10 protein-coding genes and 1 pseudogene are annotated in these 24417 nt (G+C 63.7%); 7 read left to right on the forward strand and 4 right to left on the reverse strand.

What is annotated here, in order from left to right; all coding sequences use genetic code 11:
* Positions 1–200: 200 nt before the first annotated feature.
* The 4 genes from AB7M32_RS20210 (at position 201) to AB7M32_RS20225 (ending at position 3726) form a co-directional block, all read left to right on the forward strand.
* Positions 201–941, forward strand: a complete 741-nt coding sequence (locus tag AB7M32_RS20210) for a response regulator (protein ID WP_003202589.1) — start codon at positions 201–203, stop codon at positions 939–941.
* The gene (locus tag AB7M32_RS20215; RefSeq protein ID WP_454251109.1) at positions 938–2248 is read left to right on the forward strand and encodes an ATP-binding protein; all 1311 of its coding nucleotides are present in this window, start codon (positions 938–940) and stop codon (positions 2246–2248) included. Before AB7M32_RS20210 ends, AB7M32_RS20215 begins: the two co-directional genes overlap by 4 nt.
* A 321-nt stretch (positions 2249–2569) precedes the next feature.
* Positions 2570–3202 carry a ferric reductase-like transmembrane domain-containing protein gene (locus AB7M32_RS20220; protein ID WP_454251110.1) on the forward strand — a complete coding sequence of 211 codons (633 nt, stop codon included), beginning with the start codon at positions 2570–2572 and terminating at the stop codon, positions 3200–3202.
* Between the two features lie 17 nt (positions 3203–3219).
* The gene (locus tag AB7M32_RS20225; protein WP_454251111.1) at positions 3220–3726 is read left to right on the forward strand and encodes an HvfX family Cu-binding RiPP maturation protein; all 507 of its coding nucleotides are present in this window, start codon (positions 3220–3222) and stop codon (positions 3724–3726) included.
* 110 nt (positions 3727–3836) lie between these two features.
* Here AB7M32_RS20225 and AB7M32_RS20230 read toward each other — a convergent pair whose 3' ends face one another.
* The 3 genes from AB7M32_RS20230 to AB7M32_RS20240 form a co-directional block, all read right to left on the reverse strand.
* Positions 3837–4598: an HvfC family RiPP maturation protein gene (locus AB7M32_RS20230; RefSeq protein WP_454251112.1), complete on the reverse strand. Its 762-nt coding sequence runs from the start codon at positions 4596–4598 to the stop codon at positions 3837–3839.
* A complete protein-coding gene (locus AB7M32_RS20235; RefSeq protein WP_454251113.1) occupies positions 4591–5436 on the reverse strand; it encodes an HvfB family MNIO-type RiPP peptide maturase in 846 nt (281 codons plus the stop codon). The genes AB7M32_RS20230 and AB7M32_RS20235 overlap by 8 nt, the downstream gene beginning before the upstream one ends.
* A gap of 245 nt (positions 5437–5681) precedes the next feature.
* Positions 5682–6068, reverse strand: coding sequence for an EF-hand domain-containing protein (locus tag AB7M32_RS20240; RefSeq protein WP_092198357.1), 387 nt, complete (start codon positions 6066–6068; stop codon positions 5682–5684).
* Positions 6069–6367: 299 nt separating this feature from the next.
* On the opposite strand from AB7M32_RS20240, the gene AB7M32_RS20245 reads away from it, so the two are divergent.
* The 3 genes from AB7M32_RS20245 (at position 6368) to AB7M32_RS20255 (ending at position 11545) form a co-directional block, all read left to right on the forward strand.
* The gene (locus AB7M32_RS20245; RefSeq protein WP_454251114.1) at positions 6368–8167 is read left to right on the forward strand and encodes a thiamine pyrophosphate-requiring protein; all 1800 of its coding nucleotides are present in this window, start codon (positions 6368–6370) and stop codon (positions 8165–8167) included.
* Positions 8168–8177: 10 nt separating this feature from the next.
* Positions 8178–8891, forward strand: a complete 714-nt coding sequence (locus AB7M32_RS20250) for a DUF2238 domain-containing protein (RefSeq protein ID WP_454251115.1) — start codon at positions 8178–8180, stop codon at positions 8889–8891.
* Between the two features lie 80 nt (positions 8892–8971).
* The gene (locus AB7M32_RS20255; protein WP_454251116.1) at positions 8972–11545 is read left to right on the forward strand and encodes a bifunctional diguanylate cyclase/phosphodiesterase; all 2574 of its coding nucleotides are present in this window, start codon (positions 8972–8974) and stop codon (positions 11543–11545) included.
* Positions 11546–11735: 190 nt separating this feature from the next.
* Here the strand turns inward: AB7M32_RS20255 and AB7M32_RS20260 are convergent.
* Positions 11736–24363 (reverse strand): annotated as a pseudogene (locus tag AB7M32_RS20260) (filamentous haemagglutinin family protein).
* Positions 24364–24417 lie beyond the last annotated feature (54 nt).

The following is a 24417-nucleotide window of genomic DNA, read 5'->3' on the forward strand; positions in this document are numbered from 1 at the left end:
TTATCTGCCGAGGCCCGTTGTGTTGCCTCGATGGGTGCCATTGAATGCCGCGCAGGTATCGCGTCTGTATCGAGCCACGTGGCTTTTTGCATCGCTGTGTATCCTTCACGCGCCAGATACACTGCAATACAAACCGCCGCGAGCCGGGCCGGCCGCCGCCTGTAGACTGCTCACAACGAAACGCCGAGGAGCTGGACACCATGGATCATGTCGATCACGTGTTGATAGTGGATGACGATCGCGAGATCAGAGAGCTGGTTGGCAACTACCTGAAAAAGAATGGCCTGCGCACAACCGTCGTCGCCGACGGTCGGCAAATGCGCGCCTTCCTGGAAACCACCCCGGTGGACCTGATCGTGCTGGACATCATGATGCCCGGCGACGACGGCCTGGTGCTGTGTCGGGAACTGCGTGCCGGCAAGCACAAGGCCACGCCGGTGCTGATGCTCACCGCGCGCAACGACGAAACAGACCGCATCATCGGCCTGGAAATGGGCGCCGATGATTATCTGGTCAAGCCGTTTGCGGCCCGTGAACTGCTGGCGCGGATCAACGCCGTGCTGCGCCGCACCCGCATGCTGCCGCCCAACCTGGTGGTCACCGAAAGCGGTCGCCTGCTGGCGTTCGGACGCTGGCGCCTGGACACCACCGCCCGCCACCTGCTGGACACCGACGGCACCATGGTTGCCTTGAGCGGCGCCGAATATCGTTTGTTGCGGGTATTCCTCGATCATCCGCAACGGGTGCTCAACCGCGACCAGTTGCTTAACCTCACCCAGGGCCGGGACGCCGACCTGTTCGATCGCTCCATTGATTTGCTGGTCAGTCGCCTGCGCCAGCGCCTGCTGGACGACGCCCGGGAACCGGCCTACATCAAGACCGTGCGCAGCGAAGGCTACGTGTTCTCGCTGCCGGTGGAGATCCTCGAGGCCTCGGTATGAGTCTGCCGCTGCGTTGGCCACGAACGCTGGCCTCGAGGTTGTCGCTGATCTTCCTGATCGGCCTGATCCTGGCCCAGGGCCTGTCCTTCGGTGTCCAATACTACGAGCGCTATCAGAGTGCCAAGTCGACCATGCTCGGTAACCTGGAAACCGATGTCTCGACCTCCGTCGCCATTCTCGACCGCCTGCCTGCCGCCGAACGTCCGGCCTGGCTGCCGAAACTCGCCCGGCGCAACTACGGCTACCTGCTCGACGAAGGCCAGCCCGGGCAACCGATGGATCTTGCCGATGCGCCGATCTCGGTCAGTTCGATCCAGGAAGCCATCGGCCAGGCCTATGGCCTGACCTTCAAGCAGATTCCCGGGCCGAAAATGCACTATCAGGCGCTCCTGCGCCTGGGGGACGGCAGCCCGCTGACCATCGACGTACGCCCGGCGATGATGCCCCTCTCCCCCTGGCTGCCGATGGTGTTGCTGGGGCAGTTGGCGCTGTTGATCGGCTGCACCTGGCTGGCCGTGCGCATCGCCGTCGGCCCCCTGACCCGGCTGGCCCAGGCGGTGGAAACCCTCGACCCGAACGCCCACAGCGTCCGCCTGGACGAAAAGGGTCCGACCGAAGTGGTACATGCGGCCAAGGCCTTCAATGCCATGCAGGACCGCATCGCCGCCTACCTCAAGGAGCGCATGCAGTTGCTGGCGGCGATTTCCCATGACTTGCAGACGCCCATCACACGCATGAAGCTGCGCGCCGAGTTCATGGACGAAGGAATCGAACGGAACAAATTGTGGAGCGACTTGAGCGAAATGGAACACCTGGTGCGTGAAGGCGTGGCCTATGCCCGCAGTATCCACGGCGCCACCGAGGCCAGTTGCCGGATCAGCCTGGATGCATTTCTCGACAGCCTGGTATTCGACTACCAGGACACCGGCAAGGACGTGCAGCTGTCCGGGAAAAACGCCGCCGTCATCGACACCCGCCCCCATGCCCTACGGCGGGTGCTGGTCAATCTGGTGGACAACGCCTTGAAATTCGGCGGCGCGGCGCAGATCCAGGTGCAACCGGCCGATAACGGGCAACTGGCGATCCAGGTGCTGGACCGTGGCCCCGGCATCAGCGAGCAGGAACTGGCCGAGGTGCTCAAACCGTTCTACCGGGTGGAAAGCTCGCGCAACCGGGAAACCGGTGGCACCGGACTGGGCCTGGCCATCGCCCAGCAACTGGCGATCGCCATGGGCGGCTCACTGACCCTGAGCAACCGCGACGGCGGCGGCCTATGCGCCGAGTTGCGCCTGGCATTCGCAAGCTGACACAACCAACAACCTCTGTGGGAGCGAGCTTGCTCGCGATAGCAGTGGGTCAGTCGACCTCATAGTGACTGACATACCGCCATCGCGAGCAAGCTCGCTCCCACACTGCTCCGAGGCGCTATACCGATTGATGCCTTACCAATCCCCCTGTGGGTATTGGATTTGGAGGCGGGTTTGTATGTCAGTGTGTCCGCGGATGATCGGCATACACAAACTTGCACAATCCTGCGTTGCGGACACACCCCGCCTACACCGGCTTGAAAGACTCCTCGTACCCCGGCGGCTAATACGACCGGGCCTCGACATCCAAGGAGCCTTTACATGCCTACCGCAACTGCATCTCCCCTTCGTTTCCAGGGCTGGTCGCTGTTCAGCCTGCTCGCCGCCCTGGTGCTGTTGATGACCGGGTTGATCCTGGTGCTCAACCCAGACCTCACCGAAGGCGTGCGCAGCGCCATTCGTGCCACGGCTCGTTCGTCCTTCCTCTTCTTCTTGCTGGCCTTCACCGCCTCGGCATTCGCGGTGCTGGTGCCCTCGCCCCTGAGCCGCTCGCTGGTGCGTGAACGACGCTTCATCGGGCTGGCGTTTGCCTTCTCCCATCTGGTCCACGCGGTGCTGATATACAGCTACGGCCAGCTCAATACCGAGTTCTGGCCCGGCCGCACCACCCTCGGCAACGTGCCCGGCACCGTGGGCTACGTGTTCATCCTGCTGCTGGCCCTGACTTCGTTCAAAAGCACCACGCGCCTGATCGGTTTCAAGGCCTGGAAGCGCCTGCACGTCACCGGTATGTGGGTGCTGGCGGCGATCTTTGCCTACTCCAATTTCAAGCGCATCCCCATGAGCGACTGGTACGTACTGCCGTTCGGCCTGATCTGCGCCGCCACCGCCATCCGCCTGCTGGGCAAGCTGGCCCAGGCCACTCAGCGCCGCCAACGGCCGCAACACGCTTGAGCCCAGGGAGGCCGATCATGTATTCAAAAGTGCTGAAAACACTGCACCTGCATCTCGATCACGCAGGCGCCTGGCTCGCGCCGCTGGGCCTGCGCCTGTTCCTGGCTTGGGAGTTTTTCGAATCCGGCCTGGAAAAATGGAATGGCGAGAACTGGTTCGCCGAAATCCAGTCCGCCTTCCCGTTCCCCTTCGACCATGTGCCGGCCCAGTGGAACTGGGAACTGGCGATGTGGGCCGAACTGATCGGCGCCATCGCCCTGTTGATCGGCTTGGGCACGCGCCTGTCGGCACTGGTGCTGATCGTCGTCACCGTGGTGGCGACCGCTGCCGTGCACTGGCCGGCGGACTGGTCGAGCTTGAGCGAACTGGCCCAGGGTTATGCGATTACCAACAAGGGGCATGGCAACTTCAAGCTGCCGTTGATCTATCTGGTGGCGTTGCTGCCGTTGGTGCTGCAAGGGGCTGGGAAGCTGAGCGTGGATGCCGTGCTGAAGAGCGGACTGCATCACCCAAGCAAGGCCTGACAAAAATCCCTTGTGGGAGCGAGCTTGCTCGCGATAGCAGTGGATCAGTCGACCTCACAGTGACTGACATACCGCCATCGCGAGCAAGCTCGCTCCCACAGGGTGTGGGTTTAATTGACGGAGTGTGGCTGCACGCCAACAACCCCTTGCTCCTGCATCCGCCGCAACAGCGCCACGGCGCTGTCCATGAATTCGAACGAAGCCACCCCCGCCTCCCGCGCCAGCGCCAGCAACTGCCCTCGCCCCGCCAACCCGGGATATTCCTCGATGCGCTGCAAAAGGCGCCAGGCCAACGGGCTGAGTTCGGCAAAGCGCACCTCAAACCCAGGCGTGCGCCGCACCAGCAACAGCGTCGGCTGGGCCGGTGGCGTCGAGGGCTGGTAGCTCGGAGCCAGGCGATGCACCGGCCACTGGTAAGCCAGCGGCCAGGCCAGGGGCGAGACACGCAGCGGCAGATCGAGCAAGGCGGACTCATCATGAATCAGCAACGGCTCGGCCTCGGATTGCAGCAGCGCCATCTCGACCCACTCATAGTGCGCCAGCTCCGCCACGAACGGCGGCCAGTCCGGCGATGGATGGACCGCGAGGTAGGTCACGAACTCCTCGGCGATTTTACCGAACATGGGCGTGACGCAGCGGTGTTCGCGCAGGAACCGGCGCACACACGCACACCAGTGCTCCTGCCCCAGCACGCTCACCAGCACCGGGAAAGTACCGCTGAGCAGCGAGCGCATGTTTTCGAAGATCAGGTCGCGGTACACCTGTGCCCGCGCCGCGTCCATGCCGGTCGGAACCGGGCGGTGTTCCGGGTCGCGCAGGTAACGGGTCAGCGCCTGTTGCTGCTGATGCAGCGTCTGCCGGGCCTCAGCCATGGGTCACCGCCGGGCGGGGGACGGCTGGGTGTTGCAACTGGCGAATCGTCTGCAATTCGGCCACCAGCGCGGCATAGGGCGGGAAGTTGAAGTCCCGTTCGAGCAAAGTCGGCCGCACGCCGAAACGCGCGTAGGCCTGGGCCAGCAGCGCCCAGACCAGCGGTTTGACCGGTGCGCCATGGCTGTCGATTTTCAACGTGTCGGACTCATCGTAATGCCCGGCCACATGCATCGCGACCACCCGCCCCGGCTCAAGGCCCGCCAGGAATGCCTGGGGATCGAAACCGTGATTGATCGAGTTGACGTAGACGTTGTTGACGTCCAGCAACAGGTCGCAATCGGCTTCGCGCAACACCGCCCGAGTGAATTCCAGCTCGCTCATGTCTTGTTGGGGGGCGGCGTAATAGGAGACGTTTTCCACCGCCAGGCGCCGCCCCAGCACATCCTGGGCCTGACGGATCCGCGCCGCCACGTGATGCACCGCTTCTTCGGTAAAGGGCAGCGGCAACAGGTCATACAAATGCCCGTCATCGCCGCAGTAGCTCAAATGCTCGCTGTAAAGCGGCACGTTGAAACGTTCGAGAAACGCGCGCACCTGGCCGAGAAATGCCAGGTCCAGCGGCGCCGGCCCGCCCAGGGACAACGACAGGCCGTGGCACGTCAACGGATAACGTTCGGCCAGCGAATGCAAGGCGGCCCCATGGGGGCCGCCGATTCCGATCCAGTTTTCCGGGGCAACTTCGAGAAAATCGAAATCCCCGGCCGGTGCCTGGCGCAACTCATCGAGCAAGGCCCGGCGCAGGCCGAGGCCTGCCGAGGGTTGAGGTAAATTCAACATGACACATCTCCTGGGGAAAACGAGATGTGGAGAGCCTCATGGCGCGAACACCCGTGGCCCGCTGGGTCTGTAGGTGCCGTGTAGGAGCTGTCGAGCGAAGCGAGGCTGCGATCTTTTGATCTTTCACTCCAGACTCAATTGCCGGGGGAAAGATCGCAGCCTCGTTGCACTCGACAGCTCCTACACAGCGCCTACACAGACCTGACGGGCCCTCATCAACTCATCAGGCTCACCACCTGGGCGAATCAGGACTCGATAGCCGCCCCGCACTTGCCTTCGCCGCATTTGCCTTCGGCGGTCTTCGCCTGGGCCGACAGGTATTGCTTGGCTTCCGGCAACGAGATGCCGCCGTCGTGGTTGGCGTCGATCTTGTCGAACTCCGCCGCGCGCTCCGGTGCAGCGGCGATGAACTCGTCCCGCGAGACCTGGCCATCGTGGTTGGTATCGGTCTTGGCGAACTTGTCTTCGCCGCACTTGCCTTCGGCGGGTTTCTTCACGGTATCGGCTGCCGCCAGGGTGTAGCCCTGGGCCAGGTCGTTCATGGTCAAGGCAGAAGCCGCCGTGGAGAGACCCAGGCCGCCGACCAGGGCCAGGCCGAGTGCAAGGGACGAATGACGGGAGAAGTTGAGCATGGGGTATTCCTCTGACAATTGACGATTAAGGCGCCAGTCACCCGCACCGAGGTTCGGTGTCGGCTGGCTGGCGTAGTTAATCGCCGGTGTGTATCCAGCCTGTGTCGCCGGCCTGGGCCTTCTTCAAGCAGGTGTATCCGGGCCTGTGCGGTACACACTGCGATACACGCCCGCCCAGCCTCAGGCCCCTGGGGTTGAAAAAATCGAAACCTTGGAAGGCCTGCGCCGGTCAAGTCCTGTATGAACGTCAACCGCTGCACGTCGCGCCGAGCGACCGCGGCCCGAAACGAGGGACAGACATGAGCATGACCGTCGGTGATTTTCTGGTGGAACGTCTTTACGAATGGGGGGTTCGCCGTATCTATGGCTATCCGGGCGATGGCATCAACGGCGTGTTTGGCGCCTTGAACCGCGCCCAGGGAAAAATCCGCTTCATCCAGGCCCGCCACGAGGAAATGGCCGCGTTCATGGCCTGTGCCCACGCCAAGTTCACCGGCGAGCTGGGGGTCTGCATCGCCACCTCCGGGCCCGGTGCATCCCACTTGGTGACCGGTCTCTACGACGCCCGGATGGACCACATGCCAGTGCTCGCCATCAGCGGCCAACAGGCGCGCGCCGCACTCGGCGGGCATTACCAGCAGGAACTGGACCTGGTCAGCCTGTTCAAGGACGTGGCCGGGGCGTTCGTGCAACAAGCCAGCGTGCCCGCCCAGGTGCGTCACCTGCTGGACCGTGCCGTACGCACGGCGGTGGGCGAGCGCCGGGTGACGGCGCTGATCCTGCCGAACGACCTCCAGGACATGGAATACACCGCGCCACGTCACAAGCACGGTACGGTTCACTCCGGCGTCGGCTACCGCAAGCCCAGCATCGTTCCCTACGAAGAGGACCTGCGCAAAGCCGCCGACGTCCTCAATGCCGGCAAGAAAGTCGCCATCCTGGTGGGTGCCGGAGCACTGCATGCCACCGACGAGGTGATCGCCATCGCCGAGAAGCTCGGCGCCGGCGTGGCCAAGGCGCTGCTGGGCAAGGCCGCCGTGCCGGATGACCTGCCCTGGGTCACGGGCACCATCGGTCTGCTCGGCACCGAGCCCAGCGATAACCTGATGGCCGGCTGCGACACGTTGCTGATGATCGGCTCCGGCTTTCCCTACGCCGAGTTCCTGCCCCCTGAAGGCCAGGCCCGGGGCGTGCAGATCGACATTCAGGCAGACATGCTCAGCCTGCGCTATCCCATGGAAGTCAGCCTGCACGGCGACAGCGTTGACACCTTGCGCGCCCTGCTGCCACTGATCGAAGAAAAAACCGACCGAGCCTGGCGCAAGAAAATCGAGCATTGGCGGGAACGCTGGGACCGGACCCTGGAAAAACGCGCCCGGGTATCCGCCAAGCCGATCAATCCGCAGCGGGTCACCTTCGAACTGTCGCCGCGACTGCCGGAACACGCCATCATCACCTGCGATTCCGGCTCCTGCGCCAACTGGTTCGCCCGGGACATCCAGATCCGTCGCGGCATGATGTGTTCGCTGTCCGGTGGCCTGGCGTCGATGGGCGCGGCCGTGCCCTATGCCATCGCGGCGAAGTTCTGCCATCCGGAGCGGCCGGTGGTCGCCCTGGTGGGCGATGGCGCCATGCAGATGAACAACATGGCCGAACTGATCACCGTCGCCAAATACTGGCGTACCTGGGCCAACGCCACCTGGATCTGCGCGGTGTTCAACAATCGGGATTTGAACCAGGTGACCTGGGAACAGCGGGTCATGGAGGGCGATCCGAAATTCGCCGCCTCCCAGGACATCCCCGACGTGCCCTACCACCTGTTCGCCGAATCCATTGGCCTGAAGGGCATCCTGGTGCTGCATGAGGACGACGTGGCCACGGCCTGGGAAACCGCGCTGGCGGCGGATCGTCCGGTGCTGATCGAGTTTCGCACCGACCCCGACGTGCCACCGCTGCCGCCGCACATCAAGCTGGAGCAGGCGAAAAAGTTTGCCTCGACCCTGCTCCAGGGCGACCCGAACGAGCGAGGCATCGTGGTCGAGACCGCCAAGCAGGTACTGAGCACCCTGCTGCCGGGCCATCGCACGGATAAAGAGTGAGGCTGACGCGATGCCAACCGATGAGCTGCATCGTCGCTATGAACGGTCCCTGCTGCTGGCGTTCTGCGTGCTGTGGGGATGGTTGGCCATCGCGCCGCTGAAACGCAGTGACTGGCTGGCGGAAAACCTGCTGGTCATTGCGTTATTGGTCGTCCTGGTGACCGTTCATCGGCGATTTCACTTTTCACGGCTGTCGGCCACGCTGCTCTTCGTGTTCCTCTGCATCCATGAAGTCGGCGCCCACTACACCTATGCCAAGGTGCCATACAACTCGTGGTGGCAGGCCCTGACCGGGGGCCCGTCGCTGGATCAGCTCATGGGTTTCCAGCGCAACCAGTTCGATCGACTGGTGCACTTCAGCTACGGCCTGCTGCTGGCGTATCCGTTGCGCGAGGTTTTGCTGCGGGTTGCGCCAACAACGGGGTTCAGGGGCTATTTCCTGGCCTGGAGCCTGATTCTCGCGTCGTCGGCCATTTACGAGATCATCGAATGGTTGGGCGGTGCCTATATTGGAGGCGATACCGCCAAGGCCTTTGTCGGCGCCCAACAAGATCCATGGGATTCCCAAAAGGACATGGCCTTGGCCACGCTTGCCGCGTTCATCGCCCTGCTGGCCGCCGCCGGGGTCAACGCCCTGCGCCAACGGGATGGGCCCTGGAGTGGGCATCACGCTTCAAGGCCCGCACATGACGAAGACAACGCAGCCCGTCGGCCCTTTCGTTAACACAACTAAGTAAATCAGCCTCTCCGCCGATACAAGACACGTGCGGGTGAAATCGCTTTTTGCGCTGATGACTTATCTTTATGACTGAAAATACTGGCAACGACTCGATTGTCCCTTCCCCGGGCTCGCCAACCCGTAGCTTCACCCGTCGCACTTTTCCGGCCATCATGCTTCTGCTCTTTGTCATGTCCGCACTGGCGATCGCCGTGCTGCTCAATATCACCGGCGCCCAGGACAGACGCGCCCGGGAGCAGAGCCTGTTTTTCGCCCAGCGGGCCATCGAGGGGATTCGCACCGGCATCGGCCGGGACCTGAGCGACTATTCCAAGTGGAGCGACGCCTACCGGCACCTGCATGTCCAGGTCGACAAGGAATGGGCCTATGACCAGGAAAACGTCGGCAGCAGTGTGTATTCGCTCTATGGTTACCAGGCGGTGTTTGTCATTTCCCCGACCGGCAAGACCGTCTATTCGGTGATCGATGGCCAAATGAGCGACGTCGATGCCGACACCTGGCTGACCGGCGACCTGCGCGCCCTGTGGAACAAAGCCAGCACCGAGGAAAATCACGACGAAGTGGTCGTCGAAATGCTGCATCACGAAGATGCCCCGGCGTTCGTCGCCGTGTCCGCCATCACCACCGGCACGGACAACAGCGTGGCGCAAATTCCCGGCCCGCCGAGCCTGATGCTCTTCGTCAAGGTCCTGGACCCCGGCGCCCTGGAAAACCTGGCGCGGGACTTCGCCCTGCCCGATGCCCATATCGCCAGGACACCCGGCCCAGCCGATACCGCCCAACTGCTGCTCGACAACCTGACCCTGGAGGCCCTGGCCTGGCGACCACAAACGCCAGGCCAGGATCTGCGCAAGGTGCTGTTGCCTTTGCTGGCCCTGGCGCTGCTGATACTGGGAATCCTGGCGCTGGCCGTTCTGCGCCATGCCTTGGTGATGCTTCGCGCCCAGGAAAGCCAATACGCCAGCCTGCTGGCCCACCGCAAGGCGCTGGAACGCAGTGAAGAACGTTTCCGCGACATTGCCGAAGTCTCATCCGACTGGTTGTGGGAGGTCGATTCGACCGGGACGCTGACCTACCTGTCGGAACGCTTCGAACAAGTGACCGGGTTCAACCCCACGGAGTGGCTGGGCAAACCTCTGCACCGGCTGCTTCATCCCCATGGCGGCTCGATCTCGATTGCCCAATGGCTGCTCGGCGGCGCTAACAGCCTCTCTTCTGCACCGCTGTTGTGCGAGTACACCGCGCGCAACCAGCGCATCCGCACCTGCAAACTGTCGGTACGGGCCATCGAGGCCGGCACCCTGGGTTTTCGCGGCACCGCCACCGACATCACCGATGAATTGCGGGCGCTGGCCCAGATCAAACACCTTTCCTTGCATGATCCGCTGACCGGGCTGGCCAACCGCAACCGCTTGTTCGATTGCCTGCGCGAACACCTGGATCGACCTGATCGCCCGCCTCTGGTGCTGCTGAACCTGGACATGGATCGGTTCAAGCCAGTCAACGACTCCCTGGGGCATGCCGTGGGCGATAAAGTGCTCAGGGAAGTGGCGCATATCCTCCAGCAAAACGTCCGTGACACCGATCTGGTGGCGCGCCTGGGCGGTGATGAATTTGTCATTGTCATGCCCGACCCCGGCGACGCCGACGATCTCGATCAACTGTGTGAACGGCTGATCGATTGCATGCAACGGCCCATGCACCTGGACGGCAATACGCTGTACCTGGGGGTGAGCATCGGCGTTGCCTGGGCGCAGCCCGGTGACGAACGCGCCGATGAACTGTTGCGCCACGCCGATATCGCCTTGTATGCGGCCAAGGCAGCAGGCCGCAACACCTGGCGCGTGTATGTGGAAGCCATGGGCAACCTGGCCCGCGACCGGCGGCGATACGAGCAGCAACTGCGCGACGCCATGCAGCGGGACCAACTGGAACTGCGCTACTTGCCTCGCTTCGATGTGAGCGCCGAGCAACTGCACGGTTTCGAAGCCCAGACCTTTTGGCACCATCCCGAGAAAGGTGAGCTGGCTGGGGCCGACTTCATACCGGTGGCCGAAACCTCGGGCCAACTGGAAGAGCTGGGTACCTGGATGTTGATCAATGTCTGTGAAGAGGCCGCGACCTGGCCGAGCGCCGTCAATGTCTCCATCGCGGTTTCACCTCGGTGGTTCAACAGCAACTTCCTGCTCAACCAGGTGCAAGAAGCCCTCGAAGCGAGTGGCCTGGCCCCTCACCGGCTGACCCTGGAAGTGGCCGAAGGGGTTCTGCTGGCCGACCACAAGACCGTCGCCAGCACCCTCCATGCGCTCAAGGACCTCGGCGTGCGGATCAACATCGACAAATTCGGCACCAGCATCGCCTCCCTGCGCGAGGTGCTGGACCAGCCGTTCGATGGCATCCGCTTCGATCGCAACATCCTTTCGCAGTTGGGCCTGGAGGACGACAAGGACGGCGTCCTGGCGATGATCCGGTTGAGCCGCAGCGTAGGGCTCATGGTCACCGCCGAAGGCATCGAAAACGCTCTGCAATTCAGCCAACTGCGCAACGTGGCCTGCGACCATGTCCAAGGCCCGTACTTCGGCGCGGCACTGGCCCGCTCGGAAATGGCCTCGTTCTTCACCACGCCGCGGTGGCTGTAACCCACTTCCCACCGCTATCGCGAGCAAGCTCGCTCCCACAATGGGCGCTGTGGTGCATGCAAAACTCATGAACACCTGCCTCCCACAATAGCTCTGTGGTGCATGCAAAATCATGAACACCCGGATCCCTGTGGGAGCGAGCTTGCTCGCGATGAGGCCAGCACAGCCCACCTCACTGCAAGCTCAATCCCTACAAACTCAACCGCCCCCGCTCCTCCTCGGTCAGCCGCTGGCGGCTCTGCTCGTCCAAAGGACCCGCGCCCAGTACTTGCACCGGGCTGGCCGGGTCATAGGCCCGAGGCGCGTCGCGGTTGGCGCCATCGCGGGACGGGGCCAGTTGCTCGGAGCCAAAACTCACCACCTGCACCGTGAACACCGACGCCTGGTTCTGCCGCGCCGCGTTCTGTTGCTGACGGGCCACGTCTTCAGCCGCTTGTGTAGCCGAAGACGCCGCGGAACTGGCCGAGGTGATGGCCCCGGTGTTCACCGAAGCCGCCAGCGGCACGCCGGTGGATTTGCCCTGGGTCTGGATGTTGGCGGCGTTCACCACGGTCAACGCCGCGATGTTGACGTTGCCCGACACCCGGATTCCCGCCTCCCCCGCATCGATGGTACCCAGCGGCGCGATCAGGTCGATATCCCCCGGCGCCACTTCGGCAATGGGGTTGAGGGTAGCGATACCGGCCCCGGTGCTCGGCACCGACGGCGACAGCGTCACGTTGCCCCAGGTGTCGTACAAGCGCTTGGGCGGCGTGTACACCACGGTGGTCTTCGAACCCCGGCCGGCGTTGATGTCGCCCTGAGACGACCAGCCGAGGATCGAACCGCCAAAGGTGGTCATGATCCGGCTCTGCCCCAGCAGGATGCTGTTCTGCGCATACAACTGGATATCGCCCTCACCCTGGGTGATCACCCCGGCGGTGGACGGCGGCGCGTTGCCTTCGATGCCGAACGTCTGTCCGCCACCCGGGGTGAGCATCTGGATACTGCCACCAAAATCGGTGTGCACCCCCGCCCCGCCGAACATTGTGATGTCGCCCTTGTAGGTGATCGGATTGCCCGCCACATCCTTGGTCGGGAACAACAAGTCGATAGCCTCTCGCCCGCGCAGGTAGCTGCCCTGGCGCACGCCGCCGACTTCGTTGTACTCACGACCACCGGCCTTGAGCTCGGCGAAGTACACGTCACGGGCAAACACCCGCTGCTGCTCGGCCGGCAGCGCCGCGAAGTAGCTGCGGGCCTGTTCGCTGTCGCCACTGAAGCCGAAGCGCTTCTCCAGCCAATCCACCAATTCGGTTTCATAGGTCTTGGCGACCTTGCCGTCCTGGTTCGCCAGCGGCACACCGGCCAGGGCCTGGTTCGCCGGGTCCAGGTAGGCCTTGACGAAGCGTTCGTAATCCGCGCCGTTGAGGCCCGCGCCGGCCTGCAACACCAGGCTCGCGCCAGGGCGCGAATCTCCCGGCACCACGGCGCCGAGGCTGGTGATGCTGACCTTGTCGTCCATCAGGATGTTACGCCCGGCGGTGATCTCCAGCAGGCCAGGGCCGGCGACGTTGAAGTTGCTGTAGAGGATGTCGCGCCCGGCTGAGACGATGGAGATGTCGCTGGGGTTGTTGTGGATGAAGAGGTTGCCGGCGACGGTGTAGTTCCCACCGTTATTCGCGTCCCCGCCTCGGCCGCCGCTCAGAGGGATACCGCTGCTGACAATGTCACGTCCGGCCATCATCCATACCGGGCCGGCACCCTCGTAGGCAGTTTGTCCCAAGCGGCTGTCGGTCGTGCTGGCGTAGGTCATGGCCCGGCCAGTATTGATCGACAACAAGTCGCACTCCCCGCAGCGCATAGAAGCGGGCAGGATCGGTATGGGCGCCCCACTCGCTTGAGGCGGTGCTGCTGTCGAAAGCCAACAGCGGCAGGTTCGTCGTGGAGGTCACACGGTTACCGTCGGCCGAGAGATTGCTGACCACCACGCTGCCATTGACCAGCCCTATAAAGGCCGGCCGCAACGGCATGGCCAAGGCCGCTGACGAAGCACCGGAACGACTGACCGTCAGGTCACCGCCATAGATGGAATCGCCAGCCAGGAACAGCAGCTCGCTGTTACCACCAGGCGCCAGCAGCAAGGCCGAGCGAAAGCTGCCATCGTAGCCTCCCATGCCAAGGGTCTTGGCCTCACCGTAGTAAAGACTGCCACTGGCCGCCACGGCGCGCAGGATCGACGGATAGACCACCGCCAGGTCCGTTTCCAAACCCACCGTCAACGGCGTCAGGTTGCCCCCGGAAGACCATAGGTCGATGGCCGTGTTGGCTGTCCACAACGAAAACCAACTTATCCCCGAACCGTTGGCCGACCCGTTTCTAAACGGCGAGACGCTCATCATCGGCGCTCGGCCCGGGTCGGCGACGTCCTGCACAACGAGGTCGCCCTGAGTCGAAAGATTGAAGGTCGCATCCCCCGGCATCAGGGTCAGCCCACCCGACGCCACCCCACGGGTGGACCGGAAAGGATCGTAGGCTCGCGTCTCGCCAGGGGATTGGTCTGAGACCTGGTTGCCATAGCGCAGGTCAATCCGGCCGATGGCACCGCTGTCGATTTGCGCATGCCCCCGCAGGTTAGTGACCACACCGTTGAGATGCCCATCCAGATAAAGGCTCTCAGGGTTCAAGGCGCCGCCCACTCGCAGGTTGAGATCGCCGCCACCGGTCAACTGCAGGCTGCCATCGGCGGCGACCCTTCCAGTGCTGCCAACCGCGAGCACCAGCCCCTGACTGCGCGGGTTGATGTTGGTGTTGAAGCTGTTACCAGCGAGTCGGCGCAACACGCCTGCATCGCCACCGACCTGCACATCCAGATCACCGCCGCCCAAGGTCCCGAACCCGGTGAAACCGGCCATCTGATCAGCGCCTCCTGACTCTGTCGACGCGGTATAGCTGCCAAAATTGATCCACCATGCCGTCGGCTGGCCGTTCACCGAATCACCGTTGCCCTGGCGCCAGATCCAATTGCCAACATTGGCCGAATCCTGGCCCTTATCGGTAGGGTTCGGTCGCCCGATAGGGGTGGCGGCAGGCGCGGTCAAGTTGCCGCTGAGATCGCCGCCAACCTTGAGCAACAGGTTCCCGCCCGCATCCGGATACCAGGCGCGGTAGATGCTCTCTGTGCCACCATCCACGAGTTTTTCGTAGCTGCCATTCTCGTCGTTGAGCACCTTGCCGTTGGCGCCCAGGGCTTTGGGTTGGTTGTAGGGATCGCCCGGGAACGTCGGCGTTGACGAGGTGCCGGCAGTGTAGATGCCGAACAACGAGTCCATGCGCAGGCTGCCGCCGCTGAGCAGTTCCAGGTCGCCGGTGCCGGTGCGGATAACGCTCGGGCGGGTACTGCCGGCGACCAGCTTGTAGTCCACGCTGGCCGGGGCACAGACCGAGGGCGCGGCGTCGCAAAGAGCCTGGACCGAGTCGAAGCCAAAAAACTGGGCAGCCGAAGCATCGATCGGCTCCCCTGCCTTGACCTGATAACCGGAACCCGCCAGCTCGTCCTCCGCGGCTTTGGTCCATTTGTAAGAGGCCTGCAACGCGCAGATACCGGCGAAATCCGCACAGAACGCGTCAACCGAGTCGTAACCAAAATTGCCCACTGTTGCCAGATCGACGGTTTGGCCAAGCTCTACTGTGATCCCTGCGCCCGCCAGCTCATCGACGCCTTGCTGGGTCCACCGAAAGGTACCTTTGGCCGGCACCGGCGAACCAAACATCCCGTAGTGGCTATCGGCAAAGCGCAAGTCGCCATGCACCGGTTCCGGCTGGACGATACGGCTATCCGCCGCTGCCGTATCGGCCCCGGCCACCAACCGCAGCGACCAGGACTGCGTACCCTCGGCGAGCATCGGTGCGACGGCCCACATCCGCCCCTGGCTGCCGGCGATTTCCGGACGCAGTTGGATCGACTCGACGCCATCGGGCAACTTCACTTCGGTACCGGACGGGATCAGCGAACCACGGTTGAGCGCCAGGCTGCGGTCCAGCCTGAGGATGTTGCTCTGGACATTGCCCGCGTTCGCCACATTGGGCAACGCAACGCCCTTCGGCCAGGTGAAACCGAGCAACGCGGTGGGTGCGCTCAACACGCTGCCGGCCCCCAGTTGCGAGCCGGCTTGCAGGGTCTGGGCCTGGTTCAGCAAGGTGCCCGCGGCAAACAGCAGATTGCCGGAGGCATCGTGCACGGCGGCCGCCAATACGGTGCCGGCGGGCAGCTCCAGTGGTTGTTCGAGAATCGCCGCCACCGGCAATCGGGTCCCCGCCGCCAACGTCACGCCTTTGATCGGCAAGTCGTAGTTCAACGTGGTCCCCGCCGGGAAGGCCGTGCCTTCGGCCAAGGTCACACCGGCACCGGGTACGACGATGTCGCCACCCGTGAAGTCGATGCCGGGCAGCAGCACCCAGCCCTTGTCATCCTGCGTGGCCGGTGGAGGTGCGAAACCGTCGTTGATGCTGCCGTAGATGCTCAGGTCGCCCCCGGCGCGCAGGGTCAACGCACCGGCCTCGCCGGAGCCGTACACAGCAGTTTTCTGCGTGTGCGGATTGACGCTCGCATAGCGATAGCCGGACAGGTCCAGGTCGCCCTGCACCACCAGGTCACCGTCGGCGGTCGCACTGACGATCTCGACGCCAGGCCGCAAGTGGAACGCATCGGCATAACGGGCGTTGTTCAGGCCGGCGAGTTTGCGTTGCATTAAATCGTCGTTGTCCAGCGCTGCGTTGATGAAGGCTGTACTGTCCTGATGCTTGCGGTCCAGGTACGCCTGGTCGATGACCTGATAAGGACGACCGCTGGCCGCCGGGTCGCTGCCATACTCCGCGTCGTTGTACTGCCACATGCCATTGACGGCGATGGACCGCGCGCCCTGGATGTCCAGGTTGCCACTGGCATCGATGGCAATGTCGCCGTGGGTCGCAGCCGGACCGGCGCGCCGGGCATTGAGTTCCAGGGTGCCACGGGCGCGACCGTCATGCCGCCCGGCAGGTGCCGCGGTGCCATGGCGCAGATCGATGCGGGCGCCGTCCGACAAGGTCAGTACACCGGCACGGGAGGTCAGGTCGACGATCGCACGGTTCGGCGAGTCGATGATCTTGCCGTAGCTGTCCACCCGCAGGCGATTGCCGTGGGCATCGAGTACCGCGTTGCTGCCCAGGGTCAGGGAGCGCCCCGCCGCCAGCCGGATGCTGCCAACCCGCTCGCCGCTGGCGTCTACCTTGCCGTTGACCAACAGGTCGCCGTTATCCAGGGACACGCTGATGGTCGAGGCCTTGAGCCCGTTGCCGATCACCAGGTCGCCCTGTTTGAGCTGGAAGCCACGGGAGCCGTAGACCTGCCCATCGTTCAACCGCTGGTTCAACGCCGCGAACTGCTCGCTGAGGCTGCCGCTGTCGCCCAGGCGCTGGGCCTGGATCTCCACACCGCCGGCCAAGTACGGCATGGCGGTGCCGCCGGCGTCGTATCCGCCGGTGCTGCTGCCGAGAATCCGCCCTTGCAGGTCCACCACGCCCGCCGCCCCGTCCACAGCCACGGCGCTGAGCCGGCCGGCCTGGTTGTTGCGGGCAGAGACGTCGATGGTCGAGCCATCGGCCTGGCGGATGTCGCCGTTCTGGCTTTGCAGAATCACCTCGCCGCCAGCGCTGTAGCGCGTCACATCGTTGAAGGTCAGCGTGCGACCCGCCACGTCGATCTGCGCCTCATCGGCCAGGGTCAGGTCGCGGGTCGCGCTCAGGGTCAGCTTGCCACTGGGCAGCACCACCGCGCTGGCCAGGTTGAGGCTGGCACCCTTGAGGGATAACTCGCCACCGAGCCCGGAAACGGTGCCCGGCTTAGCGCTCGCACCCGCTACGTTGATCGCCCCACCCGCGCTGATGCGGTTGATCGAACCGGCTTCGCCGGTCAATAACGGAGTGAGGATATTCAGGTTGCCGCCGCTGTAGGAGAAACCTGTTTTCGGGTCGTATGCACCCTGGGTCTGATGGACCGCCAGGCTGCCTTTGTGGTTGGCGGTCAGACGCTCGCTGGCGCTGAGGTTGACGTTGGCAAAGCCCAGGGCCAGACGGTCCAGGGTGGTGACCGAGCTCGGCTGGGCGAATTCACCGTAGCCAAACTCGATGCGCTGGGCCTGGATGTCCAGGCGACCGGCGCCGGTGCCGGCCCCGCCGGCGATGACCGAGCCCGGTGCGCCGACGGCACCGTTCCAGATCAGGTTGGCGGTGCGGATGGTCGCTACGTCATTGGCGTTGCCGGCGCCATAGATGGCCGGGGTGCTGAGCATCAGGTTGTTCAGGCGCGACTTGCCAGTGGTCGAATCATAGGTGTCGAGGCTGACGGTGCCGTAGAAATTCAGCGCCTGACTGGCCGACAGTTCAAGGGTTTCCAGGGCTGGAGCACCATATTGAGTGTCCCCGCGCAACAGGCGATCCAGGACGGTCTGGCTCAGGGTCAGACCGGCAGGCAATACATTGCGCCCCGACGCATCGCTCAATGCCTGGGCGGTGCCGACGTTGATATTGCTCAGGGCCAGGGTCAGGTGACGGGTGCCGTAGCGCACCTGGTCGTCCAACTCCAGGCTGCTGCCGGAGGCAGCAATGATGCTGCCTTCGGAGTGAATCCGAGTCACGCCGCTACACGGTGTCAGGCTGCACCCGCCGATATTGACCGAACCTGTAGCACCCGACTGCGGAGCCAACACGTTGAGCAAGCCGTTGGAGGCCGCCAGCATGTTGTAATTCTGGTTCTTCACATTGAGGTTATAGATAAAGCCATCGCGGGCATCGTACGCGGCCTTGCCCTGCCCGATGGTGTTGATGGCCGCGCCTTGCTCCACCAATAGCTCGCCACCATCGGCCAGGAGCAATACCTCGGGCGCCGACAGGATCGCACCTTCACGCAACGCAACACTGCGGGACACCCTTTGCGGCGTGATGTAGTTCCCTCCCTGACCATAGTCAACATAAAACTGGCCGCCAATCACTTGGCGTGTAGCCTTTAATGCATTGAGGCTTGCGGCATTGAGGGTCACGCCGTCGAAGCCGGCCGTGGCCCCACGCCCGTCAGCAACCACTTCCAATGCGCTCCCGGCGCCCACCACCACTGCGACGGTACCGCCGTAGCCCCCCGTCTGAGGCGCGAACTTGCCGGTGCCGTTGAAGGAAAACGCCTGATCCCCCGCGCCCTTTGCCAGGTTCAATTTCAACGTCTTGGCGTCCACGGGCAACATTGCCCGAGGCACGCCCAGGCGGGCAGCATCGGCCAGGGCGAACTGCGCGTAGCTCGTCTCGTTATATTGCGAATAGCGGCGCAGCTCATCGCCCGAAGTCAGAATGACCTGGCTGGACAAACTGTTGCGCTGCCCGGTATTGGCCACCGACAGCACCCCGGCGGTGGTCCAGGAACCGTTGCGCATTTGTTGCGCGCCCGTTGTGGCGCCTTGTCCCGCCAAGCCATTGACCTCGACCCGGAACGCGCCCGGCAACAAGGCGTAGGTGGACGGCATCAGCGTGTAAGTACCGGCGGTCAGCCCGGGCACACCGGCACCAATGGTGATCTGCTGACCGACCCGTGGGTCCACCGCCCCCCCTTCGGCAGCAACCGGCGCGTATAGGCTCTGATTGCCCGGCACGATGGCGTAGACCGGATTGCTGGACAGCCCCGGTAACGTGAAACCGCCATTGGCGCCCATTTGCACCAGCGGGTTGAAACGCGCATCGGTGGAGCCGCCACGGCCGGAGATAAAACCGGCGCCGAGCAATTCACCGCCACCGGAGAGGTCGAGCACTGCCTCTTCCTCGGCTGCCACCGACTTGCCGCCGAGAATCACACCGATATTCAGGTCACCGTTGCCAGAGGGCACCGCTCCTTGCCCCAGCAACACAACCTTCTTTCCGGCGTACTGATAATTCTGTCCGTCGACAGTGCCGCCATAAGGCAGCACCAACCCCAGACCACTGACCGATGTCAGGCTGCCCGGCAACAGGTCGACCCGGGCCGATATACCCTCCGCGCTGTTTGTGCCGATTTCAAGCAAGCCCAAAGGTGCTCGGACGACACCACCCTGCTCGATCTTCGCGCTGCCTAATTGCAAGCGACCGAATACCGAATAAGGCACTTGTGGTGTGACCTGGGTGGTACGCCCAATGACCAGGCTACGCCTCGGGTCATAGAGCCTGATACCGCTACCGGGCTCAGTCCCCCAGCCATACCCTGCCAATATCCGAGCTCCAACCCCGGTGGCTGGATACAGCTGCGCTGCTTGCAAGACCATGTCCGAGGGAGTCAGCAATTGCGTAGTAAAGCCTTCCGGCATATAGGCGCTAGAGAATCCGGCCAGGAACCGTAGATCGCCCCGACTGAGCAGCTGGACCCGGTCGAAACCGGCACGCTCCACCTCGACTGTGCTGCCGTCGGCCTGCCTCAGCGTACCTTTGCCGCTGAATATCACGTTACCTTGTACATCCAGCAGGTCTGCGTTAATGGAAAACACTGCCTTGTTTGCCAATAGCGATACACCGCCGCCCTCGACCGCTGGCCGGTTATACCCGTCCGGATTCGGTCGACCGGCCGCCGGCCCCGAAAGCAACACATGGGGAGCATTAAGTTGGACATGAGTATTGGCTGGCGCGGTTGAGCTTGGCCCAAAGCCACGAGCATACAGACTCAAGCTCTGGCCAAGGGACAGCGACACATCACCATTGGTGCTCAACAGGCCATTGCTCAATAGCGCCAAGTTGCCGAAGCCGCCTGACTGGACCTGATCCACACCTAACCGCCCGCGACCGTAGACTAACGAATCAGCCGCTGTCTCAGCATTACCCTCCAGCCCGCTCGTCTGGGCAGTCTGCTCCAGCACCAGCTCTCGCAATTGCAAGACCCGGTCTTTGACCGAATTGTTTGGGTAATAGGGCGCTTCCAGGGCGACCGACAAACTCCCCCCTGCCGCTCCTGCCCCACCCGAACGAGCGCTGAACTCGCCGTCCAAGTACAAGCCATTGGCCGACGCGAGGGAAATGCTGCCGCCATTGCTCGCCACCGATGTGCGCCCCTGTCCGGGAATATCCAGCACGGTCTGGCTGCCGTCCGCTTGCAGACGCGCACCGTCGCGCACCACCACGAACAATTCGGAGGCCTCAGCCGATCCTTTGGCGGTATCGATCTGGCCGCCAATGACAATCTGCCCACCATCGCGCACCAGGCCATAGGTCTGACCGCGCATATCCTGGGCGGTCACGGCTCGACTGGAGACGTCGATCAACGCCTGCTCGCCCAGCCAGATGGAGCGACCGTGGCCCTGAGCGTTGACTGCTTCACCATCCGCACCGGTGACGCTCAATCCGGTGAGGCTAACCCGACCGCCCCAGGCGTTGAGGGTGCCGTTGGCAGTCAACTGACCGATGCTGCGCACATCGATGCCCTGCCCTGGATCGACGCTGATCACGCTGCCGTTGCCCAAGCTCAATGCCGTGCTCGCCATGTCAGCGGCACTGGAATTCGCAGTACCGGCAGTGAGGCTCAGGCTCGCGCCGCGACGCTGGGTAAGCACACCCTTGATCGCGTCCTCCTGATACAGCTCCGGCGTCCAGCGCTGCAAGACAGCGACCGGCTCCGCGTCGCTAGCGGTAACCAACGCCTGCTCACCAAAACGATACACCGGCATGGTCACATCGACCCGGGTCCCGTCGGCCACAGTGAGGCCTTCGTTGCCGGTGATGTCATAGGCGGAGAAACCCTTGTCGAAGAAATCGCCGCCCAGTTGCAGAGTGCCAGGTTCGAGGGGGGTGCCGCTGTTGCCGATCAGCACTTTGCTGGCCGCCAGCTTCAAGGTCCCGCCGCCGCTCACGCCGGTACCGTGCAGTTCACCTTCCAGGTTCAAGTCGCCGTTACCGGACGATGCACCGGTACTCGCGGTCAAGGTCAAGTCCCCGCCCTTGCCGCCGCGAGTCTTGCCATCGGCCATCACGGCAGCGCCGGAACTGACGTCAATCAGGCTGCCCTGCTGCGCATCAATATCGCCACTGCTACGCACGGACACGCTGCCGCCGTTGATGAACGGCAGGCCTTGGCGGTCGTTGCCGTCGAGCAGCAGATTGCTCCAGCGCCCGGCGGTGTTCAGCTTGACGCCTTCGCCCAAGGTGACCGTCGCCCGCTGTCCCGTGGCGGGTGAAAGTGTGACGTCTGCCATTTGGAAATTATCGGTCCTGACCTGTTTGAGCACGTTACCCAAGGCAATGCGACCGCTGCGGGCCGTCAGGTCGGCATTCACCTCGACCTGCGGTGCATAAAGCGTGATATCGCCGCCATCGGCGACCTTGAGTGCCCCATCGACCTTGATGCCTTCAGCCGCCGCTACCTTGACCGCGCCGAGCTGGAAGCCATTGAGCAACTCATTGTCCAGCACCAGCTTGCCTTGCCGATCAGTGCCGACCGCCGAGGTCAGGTCGAGCCCCGCAAGCTTGTCGCTCACCTTGCCAAGGGTGACCTGATCGAAGGTGGGGTTCAGGCCACTGTTGATCACGCCGCTGGTCTTGTCATAGATCGGCGTGTAGCTGCCCACCCATAATTGCGCCCGACGGGCCACGGCGTTTTGCGATTGCTGGTAGCCGTCGAGGTTGAGGTTCGGCGCCTGGGTCTGGCGTTCGCCCTGATAGACCTCGCCGACGATCTGGCCTTCCAGCACGGCGTTGCGGGTCGACACCACCAGCTTGCCGGCATCGCGGCCGACGGTGTAGCCGGCCTCGAAACGCTCGCGCGGGGCGATCAGCGGGTTGTAGTAGTAATCGGTCTGGCCCCAGCGCTGGCTGTGATCTTCATAACCCTTGTAGATGCCGGTGTAGAGGATGTCGCCCGGGGCCTTGGACAGCTCATACAGACGACCATTGGCGCCCTTGAGCCAGGATTGGCGCAAGTACCCACTCTGTACATCCAGAGTACCGCCGGACAGGTTCAACTGAGCAGCTTGCTGGGTCACCACATCGTTGCCAGTGAACGTCAGGGTACCACCCTGGGCCGCCCACTCACCGACGCTGTGCCCACGGGTGCCGAGATAACCGCCAACCTCCAACAGACCACCCGCCGTGTACCAACGGTCAGTGGCGTAGCCGTTGGTGCCCGCCGGGACGTAGACCAGGTCGCGCACGTCCACCCACACATCGTTGTTGGTCAGCTTGCCGCCTTCGCGGTTGATCGGCGCATCCCGTTGTTCGTTGCCCTGCACGTTGACCTTGATGGAATTGGATTCCATCGCCACCTTGACACCGATGGCGCCGGACACGTCGATTACCGCGCCATCGCGCACCAGACTGCGACCGGCTGCACTGACCGCAACCTGACCGCCGGTGGCCAGGGTGATGGAGCCGTTCTGGAAGTCGACGCTGCCACCGCTGACGATCTCGACCCGGGACTGGTCGCTACGGTCGACCACGCTGCTGAGGTTGTTGAATTGACCGGTGATCAGGTTGTTCGGCGTGCCATCCAGGCCGGCGGGCCCGGCATTGCGTTGGCTATCCAGTGCACTTCCGCCCGCGGCGTCGAGCAGCACGGCGGTGGCGCTGCCCTGCCCCAGGGTCACGCTACCGGTGCTGTCGCTGAAGGCGTTAAGCAAATGCACGGTGCCGCGGGTGTCCACCGAACTGCTGGCCACCGCCACGCCGTTCTGCTGCACATTGTGCCCGGTGAGGGTGATGTCGCCGGTGCTGGCCTGGATCAGACCATTGTTGATCACCGTGCCGGCGCTGCTGCCCGGTTTGAGCGACGTCGCCACCTCATTACCACGAGTGGTGGAGCGCGAGTTGCCGCTGGTGCCCTGGCCGCGACGGATATAAAAACTGTCGCCAGCCGCGAGGGTGGTCTGGCCCTTGGCGGTGATGATGGAACCGGCGTTCTCCACTTCCGTGCCCAACAGCAAGGCATAGCCACCGCCTGCGGTGGAAGTGGCGGCGCGGTGGGTTTCAATTTGCGCACCGCGTTGCACTTCGACCTTGCCGGCGGCATCGGTGAAGGTCGGCTGGGTGCCGGTGGCATCGACATACAAGCCGCGCTGGCTGAATTGCTCATCGCTGATATTCGCCGCCACCGCCGCCAGGTTGCGCACGTTGACCTGGCTGCTGCCGCTGAAAATGATGCCGTTGCGGTTGACCAGCATCACCGTGCCGTTGCCCTTGATCTGACCCTGGATCTGGCTCGGTCGCGCCTGCGGGTCGTTGACCCGGTTGAGCACGGCCCAGTCCGACTGCTGCTGGAAATCCACCGTGGTGTTGCGCCCGACGTTGAAGGTTTCCCAGTTGAGGATCGCCTTGTCGGCGGTCTGCTCGATCTTCACCGTGGTCTTGCCGCCGGCCTGGGTCTGCTGCGGTCCCTTGGCGTTGAGCCAACCCTGGGTCAGGCTGTTGTCGACCTTGAGCCCGCCCTCGCCCAGCCCGTCGGGCACGACCTGCACCTGCCCGAACGCCGCTTGCCGCCCGGCGGCCTGCGCCGCCTGCTGGGCCGCGATGGCGGCCACGGTGTTGTTGAGGTTGGTCAGCGAACGCTGCAACTGCGCATTGGCCCGTTGCTGTTGCGCCAAGGGCGGCGGCATGCCTGGCAACGCCGTCGTGGGCCGTGCCGCGCCACCGGACGGGGACGCGCCCTTGGCGGCAAACCACGCCGAACTGAACGCCGTCGCCGCCTGGGCATTGCCGGCCACCAGCAGCAGGGCAATGGCGTGGGCCAACGGCTTGAGCCGCAACATCGACAATTCGCCATCGCGACGGGAAGCATTCAGGGTCGTCTGGGGTTTGCAGCGCAGCATCCTACTTATCCTTTCGGGTTCGCTCTAAGGGCGCAACGCAGTGCCATCAAGCTG

The sequence above is a fragment of the Pseudomonas sp. R151218B TE3479 genome, assembly GCF_053629195.1.

What these genes read in the sequence shown, in the direction of transcription:
- AB7M32_RS20210 (WP_003202589.1), top strand. Translation starts at nt 201, where the DNA reads ATGGATCATGTCGATCACGTGTTGATAGTGGATGACGATCGCGAGATC.
- AB7M32_RS20215 (WP_454251109.1), top strand. Translation starts at nt 938, where the DNA reads ATGAGTCTGCCGCTGCGTTGGCCACGAACGCTGGCCTCGAGGTTGTCG.
- AB7M32_RS20220 (WP_454251110.1), top strand. Translation starts at nt 2,570, where the DNA reads ATGCCTACCGCAACTGCATCTCCCCTTCGTTTCCAGGGCTGGTCGCTG.
- AB7M32_RS20225 (WP_454251111.1), top strand. Translation starts at nt 3,220, where the DNA reads ATGTATTCAAAAGTGCTGAAAACACTGCACCTGCATCTCGATCACGCA.
- AB7M32_RS20230 (WP_454251112.1), bottom strand. Translation starts at nt 4,598, where the DNA reads ATGGCTGAGGCCCGGCAGACGCTGCATCAGCAGCAACAGGCGCTGACC.
- AB7M32_RS20235 (WP_454251113.1), bottom strand. Translation starts at nt 5,436, where the DNA reads ATGTTGAATTTACCTCAACCCTCGGCAGGCCTCGGCCTGCGCCGGGCC.
- AB7M32_RS20240 (WP_092198357.1), bottom strand. Translation starts at nt 6,068, where the DNA reads ATGCTCAACTTCTCCCGTCATTCGTCCCTTGCACTCGGCCTGGCCCTG.
- AB7M32_RS20245 (WP_454251114.1), top strand. Translation starts at nt 6,368, where the DNA reads ATGAGCATGACCGTCGGTGATTTTCTGGTGGAACGTCTTTACGAATGG.
- AB7M32_RS20250 (WP_454251115.1), top strand. Translation starts at nt 8,178, where the DNA reads ATGCCAACCGATGAGCTGCATCGTCGCTATGAACGGTCCCTGCTGCTG.
- AB7M32_RS20255 (WP_454251116.1), top strand. Translation starts at nt 8,972, where the DNA reads ATGACTGAAAATACTGGCAACGACTCGATTGTCCCTTCCCCGGGCTCG.